The sequence below is a fragment of the Pseudonocardia sp. NPDC049154 genome (assembly GCF_040648315.1).
Taxonomy (GTDB): domain Bacteria; phylum Actinomycetota; class Actinomycetes; order Mycobacteriales; family Pseudonocardiaceae; genus Pseudonocardia.
The window spans coordinates 28627-52793 of the sequence record NZ_JBEZDN010000039.1; the positions used below are offsets into that span (position 1 = coordinate 28627).

At 73.9% G+C, this 24167-nt stretch carries 22 protein-coding genes; 16 read left to right on the forward strand and 6 right to left on the reverse strand.

The window, feature by feature from the left end; translation table 11 throughout:
• The first annotated feature begins 72 nt into the window (after nucleotides 1-72).
• From AB0B41_RS19790 to AB0B41_RS19820, 7 genes are read left to right on the forward strand one after another with little or no spacing between them, the layout of a single operon-like run.
• Complete coding sequence (locus AB0B41_RS19790) at nucleotides 73-840, forward strand: helix-turn-helix domain-containing protein (RefSeq protein WP_358205259.1); 768 nt, start codon at nucleotides 73-75, stop codon at nucleotides 838-840.
• Nucleotides 837-2273, forward strand: coding sequence for a Fe-S cluster assembly protein SufB (gene sufB / locus AB0B41_RS19795; RefSeq protein ID WP_358205195.1), 1437 nt, complete (start codon nucleotides 837-839; stop codon nucleotides 2271-2273). Before AB0B41_RS19790 ends, sufB begins: the two co-directional genes overlap by 4 nt.
• The gene (locus AB0B41_RS19800; protein ID WP_358205197.1) at nucleotides 2270-3478 is read left to right on the forward strand and encodes a SufD family Fe-S cluster assembly protein; all 1209 of its coding nucleotides are present in this window, start codon (nucleotides 2270-2272) and stop codon (nucleotides 3476-3478) included. Before sufB ends, AB0B41_RS19800 begins: the two co-directional genes overlap by 4 nt.
• Before the next feature lie 30 nt (nucleotides 3479-3508).
• On the forward strand, nucleotides 3509-4264 hold the full coding sequence (sufC, locus tag AB0B41_RS19805) for a Fe-S cluster assembly ATPase SufC (RefSeq protein ID WP_358205200.1): 756 nt from the start codon (nucleotides 3509-3511) through the stop codon (nucleotides 4262-4264).
• A complete protein-coding gene (locus AB0B41_RS19810; RefSeq protein ID WP_358205202.1) occupies nucleotides 4261-5550 on the forward strand; it encodes a cysteine desulfurase in 1290 nt (429 codons plus the stop codon). The genes sufC and AB0B41_RS19810 overlap by 4 nt, the downstream gene beginning before the upstream one ends.
• A complete protein-coding gene (gene sufU, locus AB0B41_RS19815) occupies nucleotides 5550-6002 on the forward strand; it encodes a Fe-S cluster assembly sulfur transfer protein SufU (protein WP_358205205.1) in 453 nt (150 codons plus the stop codon). The genes AB0B41_RS19810 and sufU overlap by 1 nt, the downstream gene beginning before the upstream one ends.
• A complete protein-coding gene (locus AB0B41_RS19820; protein WP_358205208.1) occupies nucleotides 5999-6412 on the forward strand; it encodes a metal-sulfur cluster assembly factor in 414 nt (137 codons plus the stop codon). Before sufU ends, AB0B41_RS19820 begins: the two co-directional genes overlap by 4 nt.
• 112 nt (nucleotides 6413-6524) lie before the next feature.
• Here AB0B41_RS19820 and AB0B41_RS19825 read toward each other — a convergent pair whose 3' ends face one another.
• From AB0B41_RS19825 to AB0B41_RS19840, 4 genes are all read right to left on the reverse strand, one after another.
• Complete coding sequence (locus tag AB0B41_RS19825; protein WP_358205210.1) at nucleotides 6525-7592, reverse strand: adenylate/guanylate cyclase domain-containing protein; 1068 nt, start codon at nucleotides 7590-7592, stop codon at nucleotides 6525-6527.
• A gap of 7 nt (nucleotides 7593-7599) precedes the next feature.
• The gene (locus AB0B41_RS19830) at nucleotides 7600-8049 is read right to left on the reverse strand and encodes a universal stress protein (protein WP_358205213.1); all 450 of its coding nucleotides are present in this window, start codon (nucleotides 8047-8049) and stop codon (nucleotides 7600-7602) included.
• An 82-nt stretch (nucleotides 8050-8131) separates the two neighbouring features.
• Complete coding sequence (locus tag AB0B41_RS19835; protein ID WP_358205215.1) at nucleotides 8132-9340, reverse strand: lycopene cyclase family protein; 1209 nt, start codon at nucleotides 9338-9340, stop codon at nucleotides 8132-8134.
• Between the two features lie 2 nt (nucleotides 9341-9342).
• Entirely contained in the window at nucleotides 9343-10122 is a 780-nt protein-coding gene (locus AB0B41_RS19840) for an SDR family oxidoreductase (RefSeq protein WP_358205218.1), read from the reverse strand.
• 141 nt (nucleotides 10123-10263) lie between these two features.
• Here AB0B41_RS19840 and AB0B41_RS19845 point away from each other — a divergent pair, with 141 nt between their 5' ends.
• The 5 genes from AB0B41_RS19845 to AB0B41_RS19865 all read left to right on the forward strand — a co-directional run bounded on the left by AB0B41_RS19845 (nucleotide 10264) and on the right by AB0B41_RS19865 (nucleotide 16394).
• Nucleotides 10264-11886, forward strand: a complete 1623-nt coding sequence (locus AB0B41_RS19845) for an ABC-F family ATP-binding cassette domain-containing protein (protein ID WP_358205220.1) — start codon at nucleotides 10264-10266, stop codon at nucleotides 11884-11886.
• A 221-nt stretch (nucleotides 11887-12107) separates the two neighbouring features.
• The gene (locus AB0B41_RS19850) at nucleotides 12108-12317 is read left to right on the forward strand and encodes a helix-turn-helix domain-containing protein (RefSeq protein ID WP_028932228.1); all 210 of its coding nucleotides are present in this window, start codon (nucleotides 12108-12110) and stop codon (nucleotides 12315-12317) included.
• Between the two features lie 228 nt (nucleotides 12318-12545).
• Nucleotides 12546-14462, forward strand: coding sequence for an ABC transporter ATP-binding protein (locus AB0B41_RS19855; RefSeq protein ID WP_358205261.1), 1917 nt, complete (start codon nucleotides 12546-12548; stop codon nucleotides 14460-14462).
• 64 nt (nucleotides 14463-14526) lie between these two features.
• The gene (locus tag AB0B41_RS19860; protein ID WP_358205223.1) at nucleotides 14527-15972 is read left to right on the forward strand and encodes an MFS transporter; all 1446 of its coding nucleotides are present in this window, start codon (nucleotides 14527-14529) and stop codon (nucleotides 15970-15972) included.
• Entirely contained in the window at nucleotides 15969-16394 is a 426-nt protein-coding gene (locus tag AB0B41_RS19865) for a MarR family transcriptional regulator (protein WP_358205225.1), read from the forward strand. The genes AB0B41_RS19860 and AB0B41_RS19865 overlap by 4 nt, the downstream gene beginning before the upstream one ends.
• 10 nt (nucleotides 16395-16404) lie before the next feature.
• Here AB0B41_RS19865 and AB0B41_RS19870 read toward each other — a convergent pair whose 3' ends face one another.
• Nucleotides 16405-17373, reverse strand: coding sequence for a helix-turn-helix domain-containing protein (locus AB0B41_RS19870; RefSeq protein ID WP_358205227.1), 969 nt, complete (start codon nucleotides 17371-17373; stop codon nucleotides 16405-16407).
• A 215-nt stretch (nucleotides 17374-17588) separates the two neighbouring features.
• On the opposite strand from AB0B41_RS19870, the gene AB0B41_RS19875 reads away from it, so the two are divergent.
• Complete coding sequence (locus AB0B41_RS19875; RefSeq protein WP_358205229.1) at nucleotides 17589-19718, forward strand: molybdopterin oxidoreductase family protein; 2130 nt, start codon at nucleotides 17589-17591, stop codon at nucleotides 19716-19718.
• A 93-nt stretch (nucleotides 19719-19811) separates the two neighbouring features.
• On the opposite strand, the gene AB0B41_RS19880 is transcribed toward AB0B41_RS19875, so the two are convergent.
• Nucleotides 19812-20423, reverse strand: a complete 612-nt coding sequence (locus tag AB0B41_RS19880; protein ID WP_358205231.1) for a helix-turn-helix domain-containing protein — start codon at nucleotides 20421-20423, stop codon at nucleotides 19812-19814.
• 108 nt (nucleotides 20424-20531) lie between these two features.
• On the opposite strand from AB0B41_RS19880, the gene egtA reads away from it, so the two are divergent.
• The 3 genes from egtA to egtC are packed head-to-tail and all read left to right on the forward strand — an operon-like array spanning nucleotide 20532 to nucleotide 24163.
• Nucleotides 20532-21917 carry an ergothioneine biosynthesis glutamate--cysteine ligase EgtA gene (gene egtA, locus AB0B41_RS19885; protein WP_358205233.1) on the forward strand — a complete coding sequence of 462 codons (1386 nt, stop codon included), beginning with the start codon at nucleotides 20532-20534 and terminating at the stop codon, nucleotides 21915-21917.
• Nucleotides 21914-23329: an ergothioneine biosynthesis protein EgtB gene (gene egtB, locus AB0B41_RS19890; RefSeq protein WP_358205235.1), complete on the forward strand. Its 1416-nt coding sequence runs from the start codon at nucleotides 21914-21916 to the stop codon at nucleotides 23327-23329. The genes egtA and egtB overlap by 4 nt, the downstream gene beginning before the upstream one ends.
• 3 nt (nucleotides 23330-23332) lie before the next feature.
• A complete protein-coding gene (gene egtC, locus AB0B41_RS19895) occupies nucleotides 23333-24163 on the forward strand; it encodes an ergothioneine biosynthesis protein EgtC (RefSeq protein ID WP_358205237.1) in 831 nt (276 codons plus the stop codon).
• Nucleotides 24164-24167 lie beyond the last annotated feature (4 nt).

Sequence of the window (24167 nt, forward strand, 5' to 3'; positions counted from 1 at the left end):
CGCAACACTGGTGTTGTGAAAACAGCCGGACCGAGCATCACGACCCGGGCGCCGCAGGCGTCCGCCGTCGCCGTGCCCGCACCGGCCGGGCACGCGGCATCCGTCCCCGCCCACCCCGAGGGCCGCACGCGGCTCGCCGTGGCCCGGCTCCTGCTGGAGCAGGGTCCGGTCACGGCCGCGGAGGTCGCCGCGGAGCTGGAGCTCTCGGCCGCCGCCGTGCGCCGGCACCTGGATGCCCTGATCGCCGACGGCGAGGCGGAGACCCGGGACGCGCCGCGGCGCACCCGGCGCTCGCGCGGCCGTCCGGCCAAGCACTTCCTGCTCACCGACGCGGGCCGGGTCCGCTTCGGGCACGGCTACGACGACCTGGCCACCTCGGCGCTGCGGTTCCTCGCGGCCCACGCGGGGGAGCAGGCCGTCGGCGACTTCGCCCGCTCCCGCGTGCACGAGCTCCTCGGCGGCGCCGAGGACGAGATCCACGCGGCCGGCACGCCGGAGGAGCGGGCCGAGGCGCTCGCGAAGGTGCTCACCTCGCGGGGTTACGCCGCGGCGGCCCGTGAGGCCGGGCACGGCGTGCAGCTGTGCCAGCACCACTGCCCGGTGGCCCACGTCGCGGCGGAGTTCCCGGAGTTGTGCGAGGCCGAGACCGCGGCCTTCGCGGAGGTCCTGGGCACGCACGTGCAACGCTTGGCCACCATCGCGCGCGGGGACTCCGCGTGCACCACCCACGTCCCCACCGTGTTGCCGGAGGCTCCCGAACGCCTCCGGCTCGGGCAGCGCCCGGGACCGGCGGGGCAGCAAGCGACCACCACGTCCCCGAGAGGGAGGCAGACTTCATGACGACCACTCCTGAGGTGAAGCCAGGGCTCACGCAGGAGGAGACGCTCGCGACGCTCGGCCGGTACGACTTCGGTTGGGCCGACTCGGACGTCGCCGGCGCGTCCGCCCGTCGCGGTTTGTCCGCCGACGTGGTGGCCGACATCTCCCAGCTGAAGAACGAGCCGCAGTGGATGCTCGACTTCCGGCTCAAGGCGCTGGACCTCTTCGAGCGCAAGCCGATGCCGCGCTGGGGTTCCGACCTGTCGGGCATCGACTTCGACAACATCAAGTACTTCGTGCGGTCCACGGAGAAGCAGGCCTCCAGCTGGGAGGACCTGCCCGAGGACATCAAGAACACCTACGACAAGCTGGGCATCCCGGAGGCCGAGAAGGCCCGCCTGGTCGCCGGTGTCGCCGCGCAGTACGAGTCCGAGGTCGTCTACCACCAGATCCGCGAGGACCTGGAGCAGCAGGGCGTCATCTTCCTGGACACCGACACGGGGCTGCGCGAGCACCCGGAGCTGTTCCGGGAGTACTTCGGCTCGGTCATCCCGAGCGGCGACAACAAGTTCTCCGCGCTGAACTCGGCCGTGTGGTCGGGCGGCTCGTTCATCTACGTGCCGCCGGGCGTGCACGTGGACATCCCGCTGCAGGCCTACTTCCGGATCAACACGGAGAACATGGGTCAGTTCGAGCGGACGCTGATCATCGCGGACGAGGGCTCGTACGTGCACTACGTCGAGGGCTGCACCGCGCCGATCTACAAGTCGGACTCGCTGCACTCCGCGGTCGTCGAGATCGTCGTCAAGAAGAACGCCCGGGTCCGGTACACGACCATCCAGAACTGGTCGAACAACGTGTACAACCTGGTCACCAAGCGGGCCAAGGCCGAAGAGGGCGCCACCATGGAGTGGGTCGACGGCAACCTCGGCTCCAAGGTGACCATGAAGTACCCGGCCGTGATGCTGATGGGCGAGTACGCCAAGGGCGAGGTCCTGTCCATCGCGTTCGCCGGCGAGGGCCAGCACCAGGACGCGGGCGCGAAGATGACGCACCTGGCGCCGAACACGTCGTCGACGATCATCTCGAAGTCGGTGGCGCGCGGCGGCGGGCGCACGTCGTACCGCGGCCTGATCCGGGTCAACCCGCGGGCGAAGAACTCGAAGAGCACGGTGAAGTGCGACGCGCTGCTGGTCGACACGATCAGCCGCTCCGACACCTACCCGTACGTCGACATCCGCACGGACGACGTGCAGATGGGCCACGAGGCCACCGTCTCCAAGGTGTCGGACGACCAGCTCTTCTACCTGATGAGCCGCGGTCTCACCGAGGACGAGGCCATGGCGATGGTCGTGCGCGGGTTCGTCGAGCCCATCGCGCGCGAGCTCCCCATGGAGTACGCCCTCGAGCTGAACCGCCTGATCGAGCTGCAGATGGAGGGTTCCGTCGGATGACGACCCCTGAAGTTGCGGGGCTGGCACCCGAGCTGGCCGGTGCGAAGGAGGGGCAGGGCGAGAAGCCCGTCCTCTCCGCCGGCGAGCGCTTCACCTCTCGCGACGTCGAGGCCTTCGAGGTCCCCGGCGGGCGCGAGGAGAACTGGCGGTTCACCCCGCTCAAGCGGCTCAAGGGCCTGCACGACGGCAGCGCGCCGCTCGACGGCCGGGCGCCGGTCACGGTGCCCGCCGCCGAGGGCGTGAGCGTGGAGACGGTCGGCCGCGACGACGCCCGGCTCGGCGAGGGCGGCATCCCCGCCGACCGCGTGGCCGCCCAGGCCTGGTCCGCGTTCGCCGAGGCCACCGTCGTCACGCTCGACGGCACCCCGGAGCCCCTCACGATCACCGTGGAGGGTCCCGGCGCCGGGTCGACGGCGGCGGGTCACGTGCAGCTGCGCACCACGCCGTTCGCCGAGGCCACCGTGGTGCTCGAGCACCGCGGCTCCGGCGTGCTGGCGGACAACCTGGAGGTCGTGCTCGCGGACTCCTCGCGGCTGACCCTGGTGGTCACCGAGGAGTGGGCGGACGACGCGGTGCACGTGTCGGCGCAGCACCTGTCGATCGGGCGCGACGCGACCCTCAAGGTCGTCTCGGTCTCGCTCGGCGGGGACCTCGTCCGCGTCAGCCCGACGGTGACCTACCGCGCCCCGGGCGGCGACGTCGAGCTGGTCGGGCTGGGGTACGCCGACGCCGGGCAGCACCTCGAGCAGCGCCTGCTGGTCGATCACGCGGTGCCGCACTGCAAGTCGAACGTGCTCTACAAGAACGCCCTGCAGGGCACCGCGGGCACGCCGGACGCACACACCGTGTGGATCGGCGACGTGCTGATCCGGGCGGCCGCGGAGAACACCGAGACCTTCGAGTTCAACCGCAACCTGGTGCTCACCGAGCACGCCCGGGCGGACTCGGTGCCGAACCTGGAGATCGAGACCGGTGAGATCGTGTCGGCGGGTCACGCCAGCGCGACCGGCCGGTTCGACGACGAGCAGCTGTTCTACCTGCAGAGCCGCGGCATCCCCGACGACCAGGCCCGGCGCCTGGTGGTCCGCGCGTTCTTCGGCGAGATCCTGCAGCGCATCCCGACCCACGGCGCAGGCGCCCTCCCGGCGCTGCGTGAGCGGCTCGACGCGGCCATCGAGGCCGAGCTCGCCGTCACCGGCGTCTAGCCCTTCCCACCACAGGAGTTCCGAACAGCGATGTCCACCCTGGAGATCAAGGACCTGCACGCGTCGGTCAACACCGACGACGGTCCGAAGCCGATCCTGCGCGGGGTCGACCTGACCGTGAAGGCCGGGGAGACCCACGCGATCATGGGGCCGAACGGCTCCGGCAAGTCCACGCTCGCCTACGCGATCGCGGGCCACCCGAAGTACGAGATCACCTCCGGTGAGGTGCTGCTCGACGGCGAGTCCGTGCTGGACATGACCGTCGACGAGCGGGCCCGCGCCGGCCTGTTCCTCGCGATGCAGTACCCGGTCGAGGTGCCCGGCGTGTCGATGGCGAACTTCCTGCGGTCCGCGGCCACCGCGATCCGCGGCGAGGCGCCGAAGCTGCGCACGTGGGTCAAGGAGGTCAAGGGCGCGATGGCCGACCTCGACATCAAGGAGGAGTTCGCCGAGCGCTCGGTCAACGAGGGCTTCTCCGGCGGCGAGAAGAAGCGCCACGAGGTGCTGCAGCTCGCGCTGCTCAACCCGAAGATCGCGATCCTCGACGAGACCGACTCCGGCCTCGACGTCGACGCGCTGCGGGTCGTCTCCGAGGGCGTCAACCGCTTCCGCTCGCCGGAGAACGGCGTCCTGCTGATCACGCACTACACGCGGATCCTGCAGCACATCACGCCGGACTTCGTGCACGTCTTCGCCGGCGGCCGCGTCGTCGAGTCCGGTGGCCCGGAGCTGGCGGACGACCTGGAGAAGAACGGCTACGAGCGGTTCGTGAAGGTCGCGTCGTGACCACCCTCCAGACCCCCACGGCGGGTCTGGACGTCGCCACGATCCGCGACGACTTCCCGATCCTGTCGCGCACCGTCCGCGAGGGGCGCCCGCTGGTCTACCTGGACTCGGGCGCCACCTCGCAGCGCCCGCGCCAGGTGCTCGACGCCGAGCGGCTCTTCCTCGAGACGCACAACGCGGCCGTGCACCGCGGCGCGCACCAGCTCGCCGAGGAGGCCACGGACGACTACGAGGCCGCGCGGTCGAAGATCGCCGTCTTCACGGGCGCCGAGCCCGAGGAGCTGGTGTTCACCAAGAACGCCACCGAGGCGATCAACCTCGTCGCGTACGCGATGAGCAACTCGTCGATCCGCACGGGCCTCGGCCCGGAGTCGGAGCGGTTCGCGGTCGGGCCCGGGGACGAGATCGTCGTCACCGAGCTGGAGCACCACGCCAACCTGGTGCCCTGGCAGGAGCTGTGCCGGCGCACCGGCGCGACCCTGCGCTGGTACTCGGTCACCGAGGACGGCCGGATCGACCTCGACTCGCTGGAGCTCACCGAGCGCACCAAGGTCGTCGCCTTCGCCCACCAGTCGAACGTCCTGGGCTCCATCGCCCCGGTCGAGGAGCTGGTGCGGCGGGCGCAGGCCGTCGGCGCGCTCACGGTGCTCGACGCGTGCCAGTCCGTGCCGCACATGCCGGTCAACCTGACGGAGCTCGGCGTCGACTTCGCGGCCTTCTCCGGGCACAAGATGCTCGGCCCGTCCGGGGTCGGCGTGCTCCACGGCCGCACCGAGCTGCTCGACGCGATGCCGCCCTTCATCACCGGCGGCTCGATGATCGAGATGGTGCGGATGGAGGGCTCGACCTACGCGCCGCCGCCGCAGCGGTTCGAGGCCGGCGTGCCGATGACGTCGCAGGCCGTGGGCCTGGGCGCCGCCGTGGACTACCTGTCCGCGATCGGCATGGACGCGGTCTTCGCGCACGAGCGGGAGCTGACCGGGGTCGCGCTGGACACGCTGCGCGAGGTCGAGGGCGTGCGGATCATCGGGCCGGACTCGCTCGAGCAGCGGGGCGGCGCGGTGTCGTTCGTGGTCGACGGGGTGCACGCGCACGACGTCGGGCAGGTGCTCGACGACCGGGGCATCGCCGTGCGGGTCGGGCACCACTGCGCCTGGCCGCTGCACCGGCGCTTCGGAATCGCGGCGACCGTCCGAGCGTCCTTCCACGTGTACACCACGGTGGAGGAGGTGGCCCAGCTCGCCGACGGCGTGCGGGCCGCCCGGGAGTTCTTCGGGGTCGCGTGATGCAGCTCGAACAGATGTACCAGGAGATCATCCTGGACCACTACCGCCAGCCCCACGGGGTCGGCCTGCGGGACCCGTTCGACGCGGAGACCCACCACGTCAACCCGACCTGCGGGGACGAGGTGACCCTGCGGGTCAAGCTCGACGGGGACGGCGCGAACCGCACCGTGCAGGACGTGTCCTACGAGTCCCTCGGCTGCTCGATCAGCCAGGCGTCGACGTCGGTGCTGACCGACCTCGTCGTCGGCAAGAGCGTCGAGGAGGCGTTCCGGATCCTCGAGTCCTTCCAGGAGATGGCGCAGAGCCGCGGCAAGATCGCGGGCGACGAGGAGGTCATCGGCGACGGGATCGCGTTCGCCGGTGTCTCCAAGTACCCGGCGCGGGTGAAGTGTGCTCTGCTGGGCTGGATGGCGTTCAAGGACGCGGTCGCGCGGGTGAAGGAGGAGGCATGAGCGACAACACCGCCGGGACGACCGAGCCGGAGGTCGTCCGGGGGGCGGCCGGCATGCCGGAGCCGCCGGCCGCGCAGGCCGCCGGCGAGGGCCCCTCGCTCGACGACATCGAGGAGGCCATGCGGGACGTCGTCGACCCCGAGCTCGGGATCAACGTCGTCGACCTGGGCCTGGTCTACGGCCTGAAGGTCGAGGACAACAAGGCGATCATCGACATGACCCTGACGTCGGCGGCCTGCCCGCTGACGGACGTGATCGAGGAGCAGGCCCGCTCCGCCCTCACCGGCGGCAGCACCGGCGGCCTGGTCGAGGACATCACGATCAACTGGGTCTGGATGCCGCCGTGGGGCCCGGAGAAGATCACCGAGGACGGCCGCGAGCAGCTGCGCGCCCTCGGCTTCCGCGTCTGACCGACCGCAGTATGGAACCATAATGCGTTGAGACAGCCGTCAATTGCGCATCATGGTTCCATACTGCGCTCAGGCGGCCGTCAATTGCGCATCATGGTTCCCCACTGCGTTCTCAGCCGCCGTCGCCGCGCTCGCGGAGCAGGTAGGGCTGCAGGTGCCGGTAGCCCCGGACCTGCAGGGGCTTGAGCCGGCGCACGCTGAACCGGTCGTCGCCCTCGATCCCGTGCGCGACCTCGCGGTCGACCAGCACCGTGTCCGGGCGGGCGTGGGTGGTGAGCCGGGCGGCGATGTTGACCGGCTCGCCGTAGACGTCGCCGAAGCGCAGCAGCACGTCCCCGGCGGCGAGCCCGATCCGCAGCTGGGGCAGCGAGGGCTCGCGGCGCACCCGCTCGCGCAGCCGCAGGGCCAGCCAGGCGGCCTCGGCGGGCTCGTCGGTCACGAACAGCACCTCGTCGCCGACGGTCTTGACCAGCCGCCCGCCGCACTCGGTGATCACGTCCGTGGTGCTGGCCTCGAAGTGCTCGATCATCTCGGACAGCTCGGCGGGGGAGCGCCGCCGCGTGGTGCGGGTGAAGCCGACCATGTCCGCGAACCCGACGCTGAGGGTGCGGGTCTCGGCGGCGGTGTCGGCGGCGGGGCCGTCCTGGATCCCGCCGACCACGAACCGGGACATGGTGGCGGCGAGGTGCCGCCGCCAGATGTAGACCTGCAACAGCTCGAGCTTCGGCAACAGCCCGGCGGTGAACTCGACGGCCTGCTCGGCGGAGACCTCCCCGGCGCGGTCGGCCAGCATCCGGGCCAGCATCCCGATCTGCCACTCGGCCAGCCGCGAGACCGACTGCGCGACGGCCCGCAGCATCGCCTCGCGGACGTCGGCGGGGATGGCCGCCGCCGCGGGGTCGCGGCCCAGCATCGACGCCGCCTGGACGTCCCGGTCGGTGAAGAACACCGCCTCGTCCGGCACCTCGGGGAAGCCGAGGGCCCGCCAGAGCCGCTTCCCCTCCTCGTCGGAGATGCCGGCCAGCTCGACGACCTCGGCGCGGGTGTGCCGCCGCGGGCCGCCCAGGACGATCTCCTCGAGCGCCGTGACGAGCGCGGTGGACTCGTCGAGCCGCCGCCGCTCGCCGCGGTCCGCGGCCGCGAGGAACGCCTCGAGGTCCCGGACCCAGCCCTCGCTCACGGGCCGCTCAGGTGGTGTGCACGATCAGGACGTCGACGCCGGACCGGCGGGCGACGTCGGACGGGACCGAGCCGAGGATGCGCCCGCTGAGGGTGTTGAGGCCCTTGTTGCCCACCACGAGCAGGTCGGCGTTGCGCTCCTGGACCGCCTTGCGCAGCACGTCGGCGGGGGCGCCGTCCTCGGCCACCTTGCTGATCTTGGTGGCGCCGACCGCGGCGGCCTTGTCCTCGGCGGTGCGCAGGACCTCCTCGGCGGGCGTCCAGCCGCGCACCTGGTAGGCCTCCGCGCCGAGCGCGTCCTCGGCCTCGAGGGTCTCCTCGCGGGAGGCCGGCGTGTAGGCCGAGACGAGCACGAGCTCGGCGTCGGAGTCGCGCGCGACGGCCGCCGCGCGCTCGACGGCGACGTACGAGGTCGGGGATCCGTCCGTGCCGACGACGACGGTGGTGTAGGCGGACATGTGCCCTCCGGGGGATCGGTCACACGATGACCACGGCAGATTACCGGCGGGTAGTTCCCTGACCTGCACCGACTCGCGAGCGTCACCCGGTGGTGGTGGGCCGGGCCCGGGGCAGCAGCGCGGGACCCACGAGCCGGGCGCGCAACGGCCAGTCCGCCCGCGCCCAGAGCGCCCGCATCGCCGCCGCGGTGCCGGGCAGGTCGGCGCGGCCGGTGAGGTAGGCCCAGCGATGGTGCGCGGGCAGGCCCAGGAACACCTCGAAGAACGCCGGTACCCGGTCCGGCGGCATCCGCAGGAGCGCCTCCAGGCCGCGGTGCCGCAGCACGTGCACCGCGCGCGCCTGCGCCGGCCACACGACCGATCGCGCCGCACGGTGGGGCGCGGACCCCGCGAGAGCCTCCGCGAGCAGCGGGGCCAGCCGCAGTGCAGTGGCCACCGAGAAGCCGGTGGCGGGGTGGACCAGCGCGCCCGCGGCGCCGAACGCGGGCCCGGGGGCCAGGGTCGCGCCGATCGGCCCCTCGACGGGGAACCGGACGCGCTCTTCCTCGGCGTCGGCGGGCGGGTGCACCCCGCGGTGCGCGAGGCGGGCGTGCAGCCGCTCGCGCAGCTCGGGCAGGGGCAGGCCGGGTCGGCGGGCCAGTGAGGTCTCCTCGACCAGCACGCGGCCGCCGCCGAGCGGGACGGCGTAGAGGAAGGTCGGCCAGGCACCGCCGGGCCGGCCGTGGTCCTGTCGCCAGTCCATGAACAGCGCCTCGCCGGGCGCCACCAGCGGGGCGGCGACGGCGTCGTCGACGACCAGCCCGTAGGCCGTCTGCTCCGCGGCGGGCCGGCGGTCGCGGCGGTGCCCCGTCGCGTCGACGACCAGCCGCGCCGGGATGCGCCCGTCGGCCAGCCGCGCGTACCCCGGCTCGCTGCCCACCACCTTCGCCCGGTGGACGATCACGCCGGTCAGCCCGGCGTCGAGGTGCGCGCGCAGGGCCGCGGTGTCGAGCACCGTGTACTCCCAGCCGAGCCGGTGCTCGGTGACCGCCACGGCACGGCCCCTCGCCCGGGTGGCGACCACCTCCGCCGGCAGGTCCGGCGGCAGCTCGCCCGCCCACGCCGCGTAGGTCGCGCGCCACGGGCGGTCCGGGGCGGGGTCGGCCAGGGCGGTGCGGAGACCGAGCCGCGCGCAGGCGGCGGCGAGGGCACGCCCCGCCGGTCCGCCGCCGGCGACCAGCACGTCGACCGCGCCCGGGGGTGGGGCCGGGGCGTGTGCCGGCCGGGCGGCCCCTGCCGCGGGCTCCCGCACGTTCAGCCGTTCCCCCCGGCGGCCAGGGCGCCGCCGTCGAGCCGGACGGTCTCGCCGGTGATCCAGCCCGACGCGTCGGACACCAGGAACCCGACGGCCGCGGCGACGTCCTCCGGGGTGCCGAGCCGCTTCATCGGGTAGCGGTTGGCCACACCCTCCTCGTCCCGCTCGTACAGCGCGGCCGCGAACCGCGTCTTGACGACGGCGGGGGCCACGGCGTTGACGCGGATGCCCGGGCCGAGCTGGCCCGCCAGCTCCTCGGTGAGCCGGATCAACGCGCCCTTCGACGCCCCGTAGGCGCCGATGACGCCGGTCGCCCGGATCCCCGCCATCGACGCGACGTTGACGATCGCGCCGCCGTGCTCCCGCATCCACGCCCGGTACGCGAGCTGCACGAACCCGAGCGGGGCGACGACGTTGACGTCGAAGATCTTCGAGACGGCGCCGAGATCGGCGTCGACCAGCGGCCCGTACTGCGGGTTGATGCCCGCGTTGTTCACCAGGATCGCGAGGTTGCCGAACTCCGCGACGGTCCGGGTGACCGCCTCCGCGCGGTGGGCGGCGTCGCCCGCGTTGCCGGCGATCGTCAGCACGCGCCCCGGCGCGCCGAGCTCGGTGGCCGCGGCCTCGAGGTCGGGGGGCTTGCGGCCGGTGATCGCGACGGACGCGCCGCGGGACAGCAGCTCGGCGGCGACGGCGAGCCCGATCCCGCGGCTGGCGCCCGTGACGAGCGCGGCGCGACCGGCGAGGTCCCCCGTGCCGTCGGCGGTGACTTCGGTCATGGCGGTGACCCTACGGGGGAAATCGGGGTGCGCGGGCCGGTAGCCTGGAGCCGTGATCCTGATCGAGTAGGCGCCGCGCCGCGGGACAGCTCTGCCCGCAGGCCGCCCTCCTCGTCCGACCCCGTCCCCGGAGTCCTCCTCATGATCACCGCCACCGACCTCGAGCTGCGCGCCGGCTCCCGCATCCTGCTGTCCGGCGCGACCCTGCGCGTCCAGCCCGGCGACCGGATCGGCCTCGTCGGCCGCAACGGCGCCGGCAAGACCACCTCCATGCGCGTGCTGGCGGGGGAGGGCGAGCCCTACGGCGGCGTCGTCTCCAGCAACTCGCCCGTCGGCTACCTCCCGCAGGACCCGCGCGAGGGCGACCTCTCCGTCACCGCGAAGGACCGGGTGCTCTCCGCGCGCGGCCTCGACGAGCTGCTGCGCAAGCTCGAGAAGGTCCAGACCGCGATGGCCGAGCTGGTCGACGGCCCGGAGAACGAGAATGCGGTCCGCGAGTACGGGCGGCTGGAGGAGCGGTTCGCCTCGCTCGGCGGGTACGCGGCCGAGAGCGAAGCCGCCCGGATCTGCACCAACCTCGGCCTGCCCGAGCGGGTGCTGAACCAGCAGATCGCCACGCTGTCCGGCGGGCAGCGCCGGCGCGTCGAGCTGGCCCGGATCCTGTTCGCCGCCTCGGACGGCGGCTCGCAGAGCGCCACCACGCTGCTGCTCGACGAGCCGACCAACCACCTCGACGCCGACTCGATCACCTGGCTGCGCGGGTTCCTGCAGCAGCACGAGGGCGGGCTCGTGGTGATCAGCCACGACACCGACCTGCTGGCCGCCGTGGTGAACAAGGTGTGGTTCCTCGACGCCACCCGCGGCGAGGTCGACCAGTACAACATGAACTGGAAGCGCTACCTCGAGGCGCGCGCCACGGACGAGAAGCGCCGCCGCCGCGAGCGGGCCAACGCCGAGAAGAAGGCCTCGGCGCTGCACGCCCAGGCCGCGAAGATGGGCGCGAAGGCCACCAAGGCCGTCGCGGCCAAGAACATGGCGCGCCGGGCGGACGAGCTGCTGGCCGGGCTCGAGCCCGAGCGGCAGGCGGACCGGGTGGCCAAGATCCGGTTCCCCACGCCGGCCCCGTGCGGGCGCACCCCGCTCACCGCCGAGAACCTGTCCAAGGCCTACGGGTCGCTGGAGGTGTTCACCGGCGTCGACCTGGCCGTCGACCGCGGCACGAAGGTCGTGGTGCTGGGGCTCAACGGCGCCGGCAAGACCACCCTGCTGCGCCTGCTGGCCGGGACCGAGAAGTCGGACTCCGGCGGGGTCGTGCCGGGCCACGGGCTGCGCACCGGCTACTTCGCGCAGGAGCACGACACGCTCGACATGGACGCCAGCGTCTGGGACAACATCCGGCACGCCTCGCCCGACGCGCCGGAGCAACAGCTCCGCACGGTGCTCGGCACGTTCATGTTCTCCGGCGAGCAGCTGGAGCAGCCGGCGGGCACGCTCTCCGGCGGGGAGCGCACGCGGCTCGCGATGGCCGGGCTGGTCTCCAGCGCGGCGAACGTCCTGCTGCTCGACGAGCCCACGAACAACCTCGACCCGGCCAGCCGGGAGCAGGTGCTCGACGCACTGCGCCGCTTCGAGGGGGCCGTCGTCCTGGTCACCCACGACCAGGGTGCCGTCGAGGCACTCGAACCCGACAAGGTGATCGTGCTTCCGGACGGTACCGAGGACCACTGGTCGGCGGACTACCTGGAACTCGTCCAGCTGGCGTAGGCCATCCGGCCGTGACGCGGAGATGACGTCCCGGTTGCGGGAAGGCCCACGGCGATCACCCGTCCGCGTGATCCGAACGGGCGAACCGTTCACCGATCATGCGGGATGTTGCGCTGGCCACATCCCCACAGAAGGATCATCATGGCTCGCACCGACGAGCCGATCGGCGGCTCCGGTCCGCGGGACGTGGTTCCGCGGTGGGGCAGAGGAGGTCAAGTGTCGTGGCCGACCTGAAGAAGGGCGCCCGGATCACGGGCACCCAGCGGGACAAACTCGCCACCGATCTGAAGAAGAAGTACGAGAAGGGCGCCAGCATCCGCGCTCTGGCCGAGCAGACCGGACGGTCCTACGGCTTCGTACACCGCGTGCTCAGCGAGACCGGGGTGACGCTCCGCGGCCGCGGCGGCGCGACCCGCACCAAGAAGAAGTAGGGGCGCCGGGAGTCGTCCCGGGCCCGTCCACGTCGGCACGCACCCGCCTCCGTCGCCTGCGCACGGCGGCGGGTCGACGTGTCCACACCCTCCTGACCCCGCGCGTGACGCGCGCCGCCCCGACCCTCGCACTAGGGTCGACCCGAAGCTCTCGGGTCGGCCTCCGGCGGCGCGTCGTGGCCCCATGATGCGGTTCGGGTGAGGTGTGTGGACAGGCCGATCACGATCATGCGCGGAATGACGCGGGCGGCCGACGCCCCGCGCTCCGTCGCCGCGGGGACCGTCCCACGGATCTGGCGCTTCGCCCGGCCGTACCAGCGGTGGCTGCTGTCGTTCCTGCTGCTCACGACGTGCACGGCGGTGATCGGCGTCGTCACGCCGATCCTCGCCGGCCGGGTGGTCAACGCCATCGTGGCGGGTGGCGCGGGCGCCGGCCGTCAGGTGGTCACGCTCGCCCTGTCCATCGCCGCACTGGCGGTGGGCGAGGCGCTGATCGGCCTCGGTGCCCGGTGGTTCTCCGCCCGCATCGGCGAGGGCCTGATCGTCGACCTGCGCACGGCCGTGTTCACGCACGTCCAGCGCATGCCGATCGCGTTCTTCATGCGCACCCGCACCGGCGCCCTGGTCAGCCGGCTCAACAACGACGTCATCGGCGCGCAGTCGGCGATCACGACCACGCTGGCGAGCGTCCTGTCCAACGTCATCCAGCTGACCCTCGCGCTCGCCGTGATGATCGGGCTGGCGTGGCAGGTCACGGTGCTCGCGCTGCTCCTGCTGCCGATCTTCGTGCTGCCCGCGCGGCGGATGGGCCGGCGGATCGCCGACCTGCGGCGGGACTCGGCGGACCTCAACGCCTCGATGAGCACGCAGATGACCGAGCGGTTCTCGGCGGCCGGCGCCACGCTCGTCAAGCTGTTCGGGCGGCCGCGGGAGGAGGCGCGGGAGTTCGGCGAGCGCGCCGAGCGGGTCCGCGACATCGGGGTCCGGACGGCGATGGTCTCCCGGGTCTTCGTCGCGTCCCTGTCGCTGGTCTCCGCGCTGGCCCAGGCGCTGGTCTACGGCCTCGGCGGATGGCTGGCCGTCACCGGGCAGATCGAGCCGGGCACCGTCGTCACCCTGGCCCTGCTGCTCACGCGCCTCTACACGCCGATGACCGCGCTGGCCAACGCCCGGGTGGACGTCATGACCGCGCTCGTCGCCTTCGAGCGGGTCTTCGAGGTCCTCGACCTGCAGCCGATGATCACCGAACGGCCCGGTGCCCGCGGGTTGCCGCCCGGCCCGGTGTCGGTGCGGTTCCGCGACGTGCACTTCTCCTACCCGACGGCCGAGCAGGTGTCGCTGGCCTCGCTCGAGGACGTCGCCGTGCTGGACCGGCGGGCGCCGGGGGAGGTGCTGCACGGCGTCGACCTGGAGGTGCCGGCGGGCTCGCTGCTGGCGCTGGTCGGGCCGTCCGGGGCCGGGAAGTCGACCATCGCCTCGCTCCTCCCGCGGCTCTACGACGTGGACTCCGGGGCCGTCGAACTCGGTGGGGTCGACGTGCGGGACCTGACGTTCGAGGCCCTGCGCGGCGCCGTCGGCGTCGTGACGCAGGACGGCCACCTCTTCCACGACACCATCGCGGCCAACCTGCGCTACGCCCGCCCCGAGGCCACCGACCACGAGCTCGGCGAGGCCCTGCGCCGCGCCCGGCTCGGCGAGCTGCTCGACCAGCTGCCGGACGGGCTGGAGACGGTCGTGGGGGAGCGCGGCTACCGGCTCTCCGGCGGCGAGCGGCAGCGGCTCACGATCGCGCGCCTGCTGCTCGCCCGCCCTCCGGTCGTGGTGCTCGACGAGGCCACGGCCCACCTCGACTCGGAGTCCGAGGCCGCGGTGCAGGAGGCGCTGGCCGAGGCGCTGGTGGGGCGCACCGCGATCGTCATCGCACACCGGCTGTCCACCGTCCGGGCCGCGGACCGGATCGCGGTCGTGGAGGCGGGCCGGGTGACCGAGCAGGGCACGCACGCCGAGCTGCTGGCGGCCGAGGGGCGCTACGCCACGCTGCACCGCACCCAGTTCGCCGACCCCGACAGTCCCACGGACACGCGCTGCCTGGTCCCGGGCTGCGACCACACCCACGACCAGGGCGATCTGCCTCTCATGCGCTGACGCCGCGGCCCGATCGGTTGTACCGTGCTAACGATTGTGTCGTCGCAACCGCCCCGGAGGGGCCGTGCCCGAGCTCGACCGCAGACACCGCCTGCTGGTGCTGGTGATCTGCTGTTCCAGCTTGTTCGTGGTCAGCATGGACGCGACCATCGTCAACCTGGCGCTGCCGGCGATCCAGGCCGACCTGTCGGCGTCGGTCACCTCCCTGCAGTGGACGATCGACGCCTACACACTCACCCTCGCGAGCCTGCTCATGCTGGCCGGGTCGACGGCGGACCGGGTGGGGCGCAAGCGGGTCTTCCGGATCGGTCTGGTGCTGTTCGGCCTCGGCTCGCTGCTGTGCAGCCTGGCGCCGTCGGCCGGCGCGCTCGTCGGCTTCCGGGTGGTGCAGGCGCTGGGCGGCGCGATGCTCAACCCGGTCGCCATGTCGATCATCGTCAACGTCTTCACCGACCCGCGCGAGCGCGCCCGCGCGATCGGGGTGTGGGGCAGTGTCGTCGGGCTCAGCATGGCGCTCGGTCCGGTGATCGGCGGCGCGCTGGTCGACGCCGTCGGCTGGCGCTCGGTGTTCTGGGTCAACGTGCCGGTGGTCGCCGCGGCCGTCGTCCTGGCCACGCGGTTCGTGCCGGAGTCCCGCGCGGCGCGCCCGCGGCGGCTCGACCCGGTGGGGCAGCTGGTGATGGCGCTGCTGCTCGGCGGCGCCACGTTCGCCATCATCGAGGGCCCGGCGCAGGGCTGGACCTCGCCGGGGGTCCTCGCCTGCGCGGCCGTGGCCCTCGCCGCGCTGGTCGCGCTGCTGCCGTGGGAGCGGAGCCGGCGTGAGCCGCTGCTCGACCCGCGCTTCTTCCGCAGCGTCCCGTTCGCCGGTGCCACGGTGATCGCGGTGTGCGTCTTCGCCAGCCTCGCCGGCTTCCTCTTCGTCAACGCGCTGTACCTGCAGACCGCCCGCGGGTACTCGCCGCTGCACGCCGGGCTGCTCACCCTGCCCATGGCCGCGATGGCCGCGGCCCTGCCGACCGTCGCGGGACGGCTCGTCGCCACGCGCGGCGCGCGGATCCCGCTCGTCGTCGGCGGGGTCGGGATCGTGCTCTCCGGCGTGGTGCTGCTGTGGCTGCGCACGGACTCGCCGCTGTGGGTGCCGATCACGGCGTACGTGCTGTTCGGGATCGCGTTCGGCATGGTCAACCCGCCGATCACCAACACCGCCGTGTCCGGCATGCCGGCCGCGCAGGCCGGGGTCGCCTCCGCGGTGGCGTCGACGAGCCGGCAGGTCGGCACCGCGCTCGGCGTCGCGGTGATCGGGTCGGCGGTCACTGCGTCCGTCGTCGGGCCGCTGCCGACCGGGCTCGCCGAGGCCACGCACGTCGGCTGGGCGGTGCAGATCGCGTGCGGCGTCGTCGTCCTCGTGCTGGGCCTCGTCACGACGACGGCGTGGGCGCGGCGGAGCGCGACGCGCACGGCCGAGCTGTTCGCCACCGCGGACGCACCGACCAGGGCGGGTGTGGCGTGAGGGCGCCGCGGGAGCTCGACCCGGCCGATCCGGCCGTGCGTGCCTGGGGCCGGATGCGGGCGCTGGTCGTGGACCAGCACGACCGGCGGCGCGAGGCCTGCGAGGCCGTCGGGTTGAGCTTCGTCCGGGTCAAGGCGCTGCTCGAGGTGGCGCGCGAGCCCGGGACGCTCTCCGATCTCGCCGACCGGCTCTCGGTCGACCGGCCCTACGCCACGGTGGTGGTCGACGAGCTGCAGAGACGCGGCCTGGTCCGCCGCGAGCACCACCCGGACGACCGGCGGTGCAAGATCGTCAGCGTGACGCCGGACGGGCTGCGGACCGCCGCCACCGCCCGGGCGATCCTGGGGGACCCGCCCCAGGCCCTGCGCGCCCTGCCGGCCGAGGACCTCGCGCAGCTCGACCGGATCCTGGCGGCGCTCTGACCTCGGGGACTCAGCCGCCGAGGTGGCGCGCCCGGTAGGTGGTGGGGGAGACGCCGTAGGCGCCCCGAAAGGCGCGGCTGAAGGTGGCCAGGTCGGGGAAGCCCCAGCGCCGCGCGACGTCCGTGACCGGGTCGCCCGCCCGCCGCCGGTCGGCCAGCTCGCGGCGGCAGTGCTCGAGCCGCAGCCGCCGGATCCGCCGGTTCACCGTCTCGCCGGTGGTGGCGAAGAGCCGGTGCAGCTGGCGCACCGACACGAAGTGCGCCCGCGCCACGGCGGCCGGGCCCAGCCCCGGGTCGGCGAGGTGGGCGTCGACGTAGGTGAGCATCTCCCGCAGCAGCGCCTGCTGCGGCCGGTCGACGGCGAGCGGCCCGGCCAGGTGCTCCACGGCCAGCGTGGTGACCAGGTCGCCGGTCTCGTCGGCCACCCGGGCGGCGCCCGCGGCGGTGAGCCGCGGCGGGGCGGCGAGCAGCCCGCGCAACATCCCGCCGACGATCCCGGACAGGCCCTCGCGGCCGTCCATCCGCAGCGCGGTGGCCCCGGCCGACTCCCCGGCGTCGAGCCCGACGGACGCCCGGGGCCAGGTGAAGACCTCGAGGCACCAGTCCCCGCCCAGCCGCCAGCGGAACGGCCGGCCGGTCTCGTAGATCGCGAAGTCACCGGCGGCGAGCGCGGCCCGGCGGTCGTCCTGCTCCAGCACGCCCGTGCCCCGGGTGACCATCCCGATCTGCAGGAACTCCCGATCGTCGGCCGCGGCCAGCGAGGGCGTGCGGCGGCAGACCTGGTCGACCGAGCAGACCTCCGAGACCTGCAGGTGCGCGACGGTGGCGCTGCGCACCGTGCCGGCGAACGTGCCGACCCGGCGGTCGGCGGCGATGTCGAGGGCGACGAAGTCGTGCCGGATGGTGTCCCGCCACTCGTCGAACCGGCGGGTGGCGCGTCTGTCCGTGCCGCCGGGCGCGGATCCTGGTGCGAGGACCACGGTCACCTCCTGCGGACGGCGGCCTTCCCGCCGGCCCGTTCCGGAGGGAACCAGACGCAGGTTCGCAGTGTGTTGCGGGCACGTCAAACGCGGTCGCGCCCGGGCGCCCGGGCGCGGCGGTCACTCGCTGCCCACCTCCGGTCGCTCGGTGCCAAGCCGGGCCGGGCCGCGGCGACCCAGGATGGATCACCCCACCACGATCCGGAGCGACCGCGATGACTCTCGCCGACCTGCCCCTCCTCGCCGTCGGGGAGACGGGCACCCACCGTGCCATCTGCCCGCACGACTGCCCCGACGGCTGCTCGATGCTCGTCTCGGTCGAGGACGGGCGGGCGACCGGGGTGCGGGGCGACCCCGACCACCCGTTCACCCGGGGCGGGCTGTGCGTGAAGGTCAACAACTACGTCGACCGGGTCTACAGCCCCGACCGGGTCACCACGCCGCTTCGGCGCAGCGGCCCGAAGGGCTCCGGCCGGTTCGAGCCGATCTCGTGGGACGAGGCGATCTCGGAGATCACCTCCCGGTTCCGGTCGGTGATCGCCGAGCACGGCGCCGAGGCGATCATGCCCGTGAGCTACCTGGGCACCCAGGGCACGCTCAACGGGCTCAACGTCGGCGACCCCTTCTTCAACAAGCTGGGCGCGACCGTCGCCGAGCGTACCTTCTGCGACTCCGGTGCGTCGACGGCGTACGTCATGAGCCTCGGCCCGACGGCCGGCGTCGACCCCGAGAGCCTGGTCCACTCGCGGTACATCGTGATCTGGGCCTGCAACATGGTCTCGACCAACCTGCACCTGTGGCCGTTCGTGGCCGAGGCGCAGAAGCGGGGCGCCAAGGTCGTGGTCATCGACCCGGTGAAGCACCGCACGGCCAAGCGCGCCGACTGGCACATCCCGATCCGCCCGGGCACGGACGGCGCGCTGGCCCTCGCCCTGATCCACGTCATCCTCGCCGAGGGCCTGACGGACGCCGAGTACGTCGCCGAGCACACCGTCGGGGTCGAGGAGCTCGAGGAACGGGTCCGCGACTGCACGCCGGAGTGGGCCTCCGCGGAGACCGGAATCCCGGCCGAGGACATCCGGACGCTCGCCCGCGAGTACGCGGCGGGCCAGCCGTCGATGATCCGGATCGGCGTCGCGATCGAGCGGCACTCCGGCGGCGGGCAGACCGTGCGGGCGATCTCCTGCCTGCCCGGCCTGGTGGGTGCCTGGCGCAAGCCCGGCGGCGGCCTGCTGGCCCTGCCGCTGTGGGCGTTCCCGGTCAACTGGGACGCGCTCTCGCAGCCGCAGCTGCGGCCCGAGGGCACCCGCGTGGTCAACCAGTACCTGCTCGGCAAGGCGCTGACCGGGGAGCTGGGGCTCGACCCCGGGATCCATGCGCTGATGGTCTACAACGCCAACCCGATGATCGTGTGCCCGGACCAGGGGAAGATGGTCGCCGGGCTGTCCCGCGAGGACCTGTTCACCGTGGTCAGCGAGCAGTTCCTCACCGACACCGCCCAGTACGCGGACATCGTGCTGCCGGCCACCACGCAGCTCGAGCAGCTCGACGTCATGTTCTCGTGGGGGCACTTCTACATCGGGCTCAACCGGCCCTCCATCGCGCCCGTGGGTGAGGCAGTCCCCAACACGGAGCTGTTCCGGCGGCTGGCCGCCGCGATGGGGTTCGACGACGAGTGCTTCGGGATGACCGACGAGGAGCTGATCGAGCAGGCGTACGACTGGGGCGCGCCCGCGCTGCAGGGGATCACCCCGACGTCGCTGGCGAAGACGGGGTGGGCGCGGCTGACCCTGCCCGACGCCGACCACTACGCCCCGCACGACATCGGCGGCTTCCCGACGCCGTCGGGCAAGCAGGAGTTCGCGTCCGCCGCGGCGGCGGGCGGGAACTTCGTGCTCCCGCTGTTCCGGCAGGGCAGCAACGAGGCCCAGCCCGGCGGCGAGGTGGACCCGTTGCCGCACTACATCCCGCCCGCCCACAGCGACTACCCGCTGCACCTGGTCTCGCCCAAGGCGCACGCGTTCCTCAACTCGTCCTACGGGAACCTCGGCGCCCAGCAGCGGGTGCAGGGTGAGCCGTCGGCGATCGTGCACCCCGCCGACGCGGAGACCCGCGGGATCGTCGAAGGCTCGCTGATCCGCGTCTTCAACGAGCGCGGCGAGTTCCTCGTCAAGGTCAAGGTGTCCGACGAGGTGGCCCGCGGCGTCGTCCTGGCGTCCATGGGGCAGTGGCGGTCGCAGGCCAAGGGGCTGGCCACCGTCAACGCCGTCAACCCGACGGAGTTCGCCGACCTCGGCAACGCCCCGACCTTCTCCGACACCCGCGTCGAGGTCGAGCCCGCCTGAGGGGGACCCGTCCGACCCGTCCGCTCCCGACCTGCCCGCCGGCCCCACACCCCCTCCGGGGCCGGCGGGCCTGCCGTCGTCGAGTCCGCAGGCTCAGCGGCGGAGGGTGCGCACGCTCTGCTCGACGAGGTCGAGGACGCCGTCGAGCGCGTCGGCCGGCAGGCCCATGGCCAGGTGCGAGACCAGCCCCTCCAGGACCAGCTCCAGGTACTGGGCCAGCACGGGGACCGGGACGTCGTCGCGCAGGGCCCCAGCCGCGGCCTGCCGCTCGAGCCGCTCCCGGGTGGCGGCGGTGAGCTCGGCGGAGTGCGCCTGCCACCGCTCCCGGAAGTCCGGGTCGGTGCGCAGCCGGCGGGACACCTCAAGCCGGGTGCCGAGCCAGCTGCGGTCGCTCGCGCCGTCCGTCTCGACGACCCCGTCCGTCCCCTCGTCGCGGGCGGTCTCCAGCAGGTCCCGCATGACCTGGACCAGGCCCTGCTCGGCGACGACGTCGGCCATCCGGCGGGCGTCCTGCTCCGCGAGGGCGAGGAAGAGGGCGTCCTTGTCGCGGAAGTAGTGGAAGATCGCGCCGCGGGAGAGCCCGGTGCTCTGCTCGAGCCGCCGGACCGTCGCCCCCTCGTACCCGTGCGCGGCGAAGCACCGCCGGGCGCCGTCGAGGATGTGCTGGCGCCGGGCGGCGAGCTGGTCGGTACTCACACGGGGCACCGGCCCAGTATCCCGTACGTACGTCTTGTGGCGCAGGACCCGCGCGGGCCCGGTAAACGTTGCGCGCAAAACCTGAAAGTGTCGGACCCCGCGGGTAGCGTTCGATCCGTGCTTCCAGACGCGGGGATCGTGCCCGCCGTCCCGGGGCCGGAGGGCGGACCGCCCTCCGGGGCCTCGGGCGTGGTGGGCCAGGTGTCGGAACTGCCCGCCGCCGGCGCCGAGCTGCGCAGCCGGGTGGAGGCGGAGGCCTACGTCGCCTCGGTCTGCTTCAAGCACGGCCCCCCGCACTACCTGGGCGTGGAGCTCGAGTGGCTCCTGCGCCCCGCCCGGCCCGCCCACCCCGTCGATCTCGCCGACCTGCTCGGCGCGCTCGGCCCGCACGCCCCCGCCCCGCTCGTCCCCGGTTCCCCCGCCGCCCCGCTGCCGCACGGCTCGGTCGTCACGATCGAACCCGGCGGCCAGGTCGAGCTCGCCAGCCCCCCGATTGCCGGGCTCGGCGCCCTCGTCGCCGCCGTCGACGGCGACACCGCAGCCCTCCACGGCCGGCTCGCCGCCCGCGGCCTCACGCCCGAACCCCGCGCCGGCGACCCCGTGCGGCCCGCGCGGCGGCTCCTGCAGCTCCCGCGCTACCGCGCCATGGAGCGCGCCTTCGACCGGTTCGGGCCGCACGGTCGCAGCGGCATGTGCTCCACGTCCGCGGTGCAGGTCGCGCTCGACGCCGGGGAGCGCACCGAGCTCCCCGCCCGCTGGGCGGCACTGCACGACCTCGGGCCGGTCCTGGTGGCCGCGTTCGCGAACTCGCCGCTGCTGCACGGGCGGCGCACCGGCTGGAAGTCCAGCCGGCTGGCCGCCTGGCTGGCGCTCGACCCCGCCCGCACCGCGCCGCCCCCGTCCGTCGACGGCGACCCGGCCCGCGCCTGGGCCGAACGCGTCGTGGACACGCCGCTGCTGTGCGTGCGCGGCGCGGGCGAGTGGACCACGCCGGAGGGCGTGACCTTCGCCGACTGGGTCGAGGGCCGGCTGAACGGCCGGCGGCCGACCGTCGCCGACCTCGAGTACCACATCTCCACGCTGTTCCCGCCGGTCCGCCCGCGCGGGTTCCTCGAGGTCCGGTACGTCGACGGGCAGCAGGGCGCGGACTGGGCGCTCCCGGTGGCCGTGCTCGCCGCGCTCACCGCCCGGCCCGCCGTCGTCGACCGGGTCCGTGAGATCTGCGCCCCCGCCCGCCTGCGGTGGACCTCCGCGGCGCGGCACGGCCTCGAGGACCGCGTCCTCGCCGCGGCCGCCGTCGAGGTGTTCGCGCTGGCCTGCGAGGAGCTGCCCGCGCTCGACCCGCCGCCGGGCCTGCTGGCCCGGCTGGTGGAGGTCACCGAACGCCGCGTCGCCGCCGGTCGCTGCCCCGCGGACGACCCGCTGCCCGGGGAGCCGCCCGCCGGCGCCCCCCTCGAGACCCTCGAGATCATCCCGTCCCCGACCGAGGGAGCACTCCCGTGACGATCACGCCCGAGACCGACCCCTTCTGTACCCCGGAGCAGCTCCGCAGCCACGTCGCGGCGCTGCTCGAGCGGTCCCGCACCCGCAGCACCGGCCTCACCGACGCCGTCGACGAGGGCGACCTCGTCGCGCAGCACTCGCCGCTGATGTCCCCGCTGGTCTGGGACCTCGCGCACATCGGCAGCCAGGAGGAGCTCTGGCTCGTGCGGGACGTCGGGGGCCGGGATCCGCTGCGCCCCGAGATCGACGGGCTGTACGACGCGTTCCAGCACAGCCGGGCCAGCCGCATCGAGCTGCCCCTGCTCACGCCCGCCGAGGCCCGGCAGTACGTCGCCGAGGTGCGGGAGAAGGCGCTCGACGCGCTGGAGCGCAGCCCGCTGCGCGGCCGCCGGCTGGAGCACGAGGGCTTCGCCTTCGGCATGATCGTGCAGCACGAGCAGCAGCACGACGAGACCATGCTGGCCACCCACCAGCTGCGGGCCGGGGCGCCGGTGCTGCAGGCGACCGAGCCCCCGGCGGGGCGCCGGCTCACCGCGCGCGAGGTGCTGGTGCCCGCGGGCGCCTTCACCCAGGGCACGTCCACCGAGCCGTGGGCGCTGGACAACGAGCGCCCGGCGCACGCCGTGTCGCTGCCGGCCTTCTGGATCGACACCCACCCGGTGACCAACGGCGAGTACCTCGAGTTCGTCGAGGCCGGCGGGTACACCGACCCGCGGTGGTGGAGCGTGGAGGGCTGGCGGCACCGCACCGCCGAGGGCCTGGTCGCGCCGCAGTTCTGGGAGCGGGACTCCGCGGGGGAGTGGTGGCGGCGGCGCTTCGGCGTGGTCGAGCGCGTGCCGGCGGACGAGCCGGTGGTGCACGTCTGCTTCCACGAGGCCGCGGCGTACGCCCGGTGGGCAGGTAAGCGGCTGCCCACCGAGGCGGAATGGGAGAAGGCCGCCCGTTTCGACCCCGCGACGGGGCGCAGCCGGCGCTACCCGTGGGGCGACGAGGCCCCTACCGAGCGGCACGCCAACCTCGGGCAGCGACACCTGCGGCCCGCCCCGGTCGGCGCCTGGCCGGAGGGCGCGTCGCCGCTGGGCGTCGAGCAGCTGATCGGCGACGTCTGGGAGTGGTGCGACTCGGGGTGGCACCCGTACCCGGGGTTCGAGGCGTTCCCGTACCGCGAGTACTCCGAGGTCTTCTTCGGCGGCGACTACAAGGTCCTGCGCGGCGGCTCGTTCGGCACGGACCCGTCGGCGCTCCGGGCGACCTTCCGGAACTGGGACCACCCGATCCGCCGGCAGATCTTCTCCGGCTTCCGCTGCGCGCGGGACGCCACCCCCGCCGACACGGCCGACACGGCCGACACGGCCGACACGGCCGACACGGCCGACACGGCCGACAGGGCCGACACCGCCGGTCTGCCCTGACCGGTGTGCCGCCACCTGGCCCACCTGGGCCCGCCGACGACGCTGTCCGCGCTGCTGCTGGAGCCGCCGCACGGGCTGCTGCACCAGTCCTATGCCCCCGCCGACATGCGCGGCGGGGGCACGGTCAACGCGGACGGCTTCGGCGCGGGTTGGTACCCGCCGGCCGACCCGGCCGGCAACGGCCACCTGCCCGAGCCGGCCCGGTACCGCTCCGACCAGCCGATCTGGTCGGACGGCGCGTTCGCCTCGCTGGCCGCGGCCACCCGCAGCTCCGCGGTGCTCGCGGCGGTCCGCTCGGCGACCACCGGGATGCCGGTCACCAGCACCGCGGCCGCCCCGTTCGCCGACGGCCGCTGGCTGTTCAGCCACAACGGCGTGGTGCGCGGCTGGCCCGGCGCGGTCGCGGACCTGGCCGCCGGGCTGCCCGTCGTCGACCTGCTGACCCTCGACGCACCCACGGACGCGGCGCTGCTGTGGGCGCTGGTCCGGCACCGGCTGCGGGCCGGGGAGGATCCGGCGCGCGTGCTGTCCGGCACCGTCCTCGCCGTCGAGGCCGCCGCGCCGGCCTCCCGGCTCAACCTCCTGCTCACCGACGGCGCCACGATCTGGGGCACCGCCTGGGACCACGCGCTGTCGGTGCGGGTCACGGACCGGGCCGCCACCGTGGCGTCGGAGCCGATCGACACCGATCCGGGCTGGGAGCCGGTGCCGGACCGGCACCTCGTCGTCGCGGCGCCGGGCCGGCTGGACCGGCGGCCGATCGGGCCCTCGAGCACCGACCTCCCCACCGACACCGGGATCCCGGACCGCGGGACCCGCGCCCCCCACCCCTGAGCAG

Bases quoted from the DNA above. Each gene is read 5' to 3' on its own strand.
- AB0B41_RS19820 (WP_358205208.1), top strand. From the start codon at position 5,999: ATGAGCGACAACACCGCCGGGACGACCGAGCCGGAGGTCGTCCGGGGG.
- AB0B41_RS19800 (WP_358205197.1), top strand. From the start codon at position 2,270: ATGACGACCCCTGAAGTTGCGGGGCTGGCACCCGAGCTGGCCGGTGCG.
- AB0B41_RS19855 (WP_358205261.1), top strand. From the start codon at position 12,546: ATGCGCGGAATGACGCGGGCGGCCGACGCCCCGCGCTCCGTCGCCGCG.
- sufC (WP_358205200.1), top strand. From the start codon at position 3,509: ATGTCCACCCTGGAGATCAAGGACCTGCACGCGTCGGTCAACACCGAC.
- AB0B41_RS19840 (WP_358205218.1), bottom strand. From the start codon at position 10,122: ATGACCGAAGTCACCGCCGACGGCACGGGGGACCTCGCCGGTCGCGCC.
- sufB (WP_358205195.1), top strand. From the start codon at position 837: ATGACGACCACTCCTGAGGTGAAGCCAGGGCTCACGCAGGAGGAGACG.
- sufU (WP_358205205.1), top strand. From the start codon at position 5,550: ATGCAGCTCGAACAGATGTACCAGGAGATCATCCTGGACCACTACCGC.
- AB0B41_RS19830 (WP_358205213.1), bottom strand. From the start codon at position 8,049: ATGTCCGCCTACACCACCGTCGTCGTCGGCACGGACGGATCCCCGACC.
- AB0B41_RS19875 (WP_358205229.1), top strand. From the start codon at position 17,589: ATGACTCTCGCCGACCTGCCCCTCCTCGCCGTCGGGGAGACGGGCACC.
- AB0B41_RS19845 (WP_358205220.1), top strand. From the start codon at position 10,264: ATGATCACCGCCACCGACCTCGAGCTGCGCGCCGGCTCCCGCATCCTG.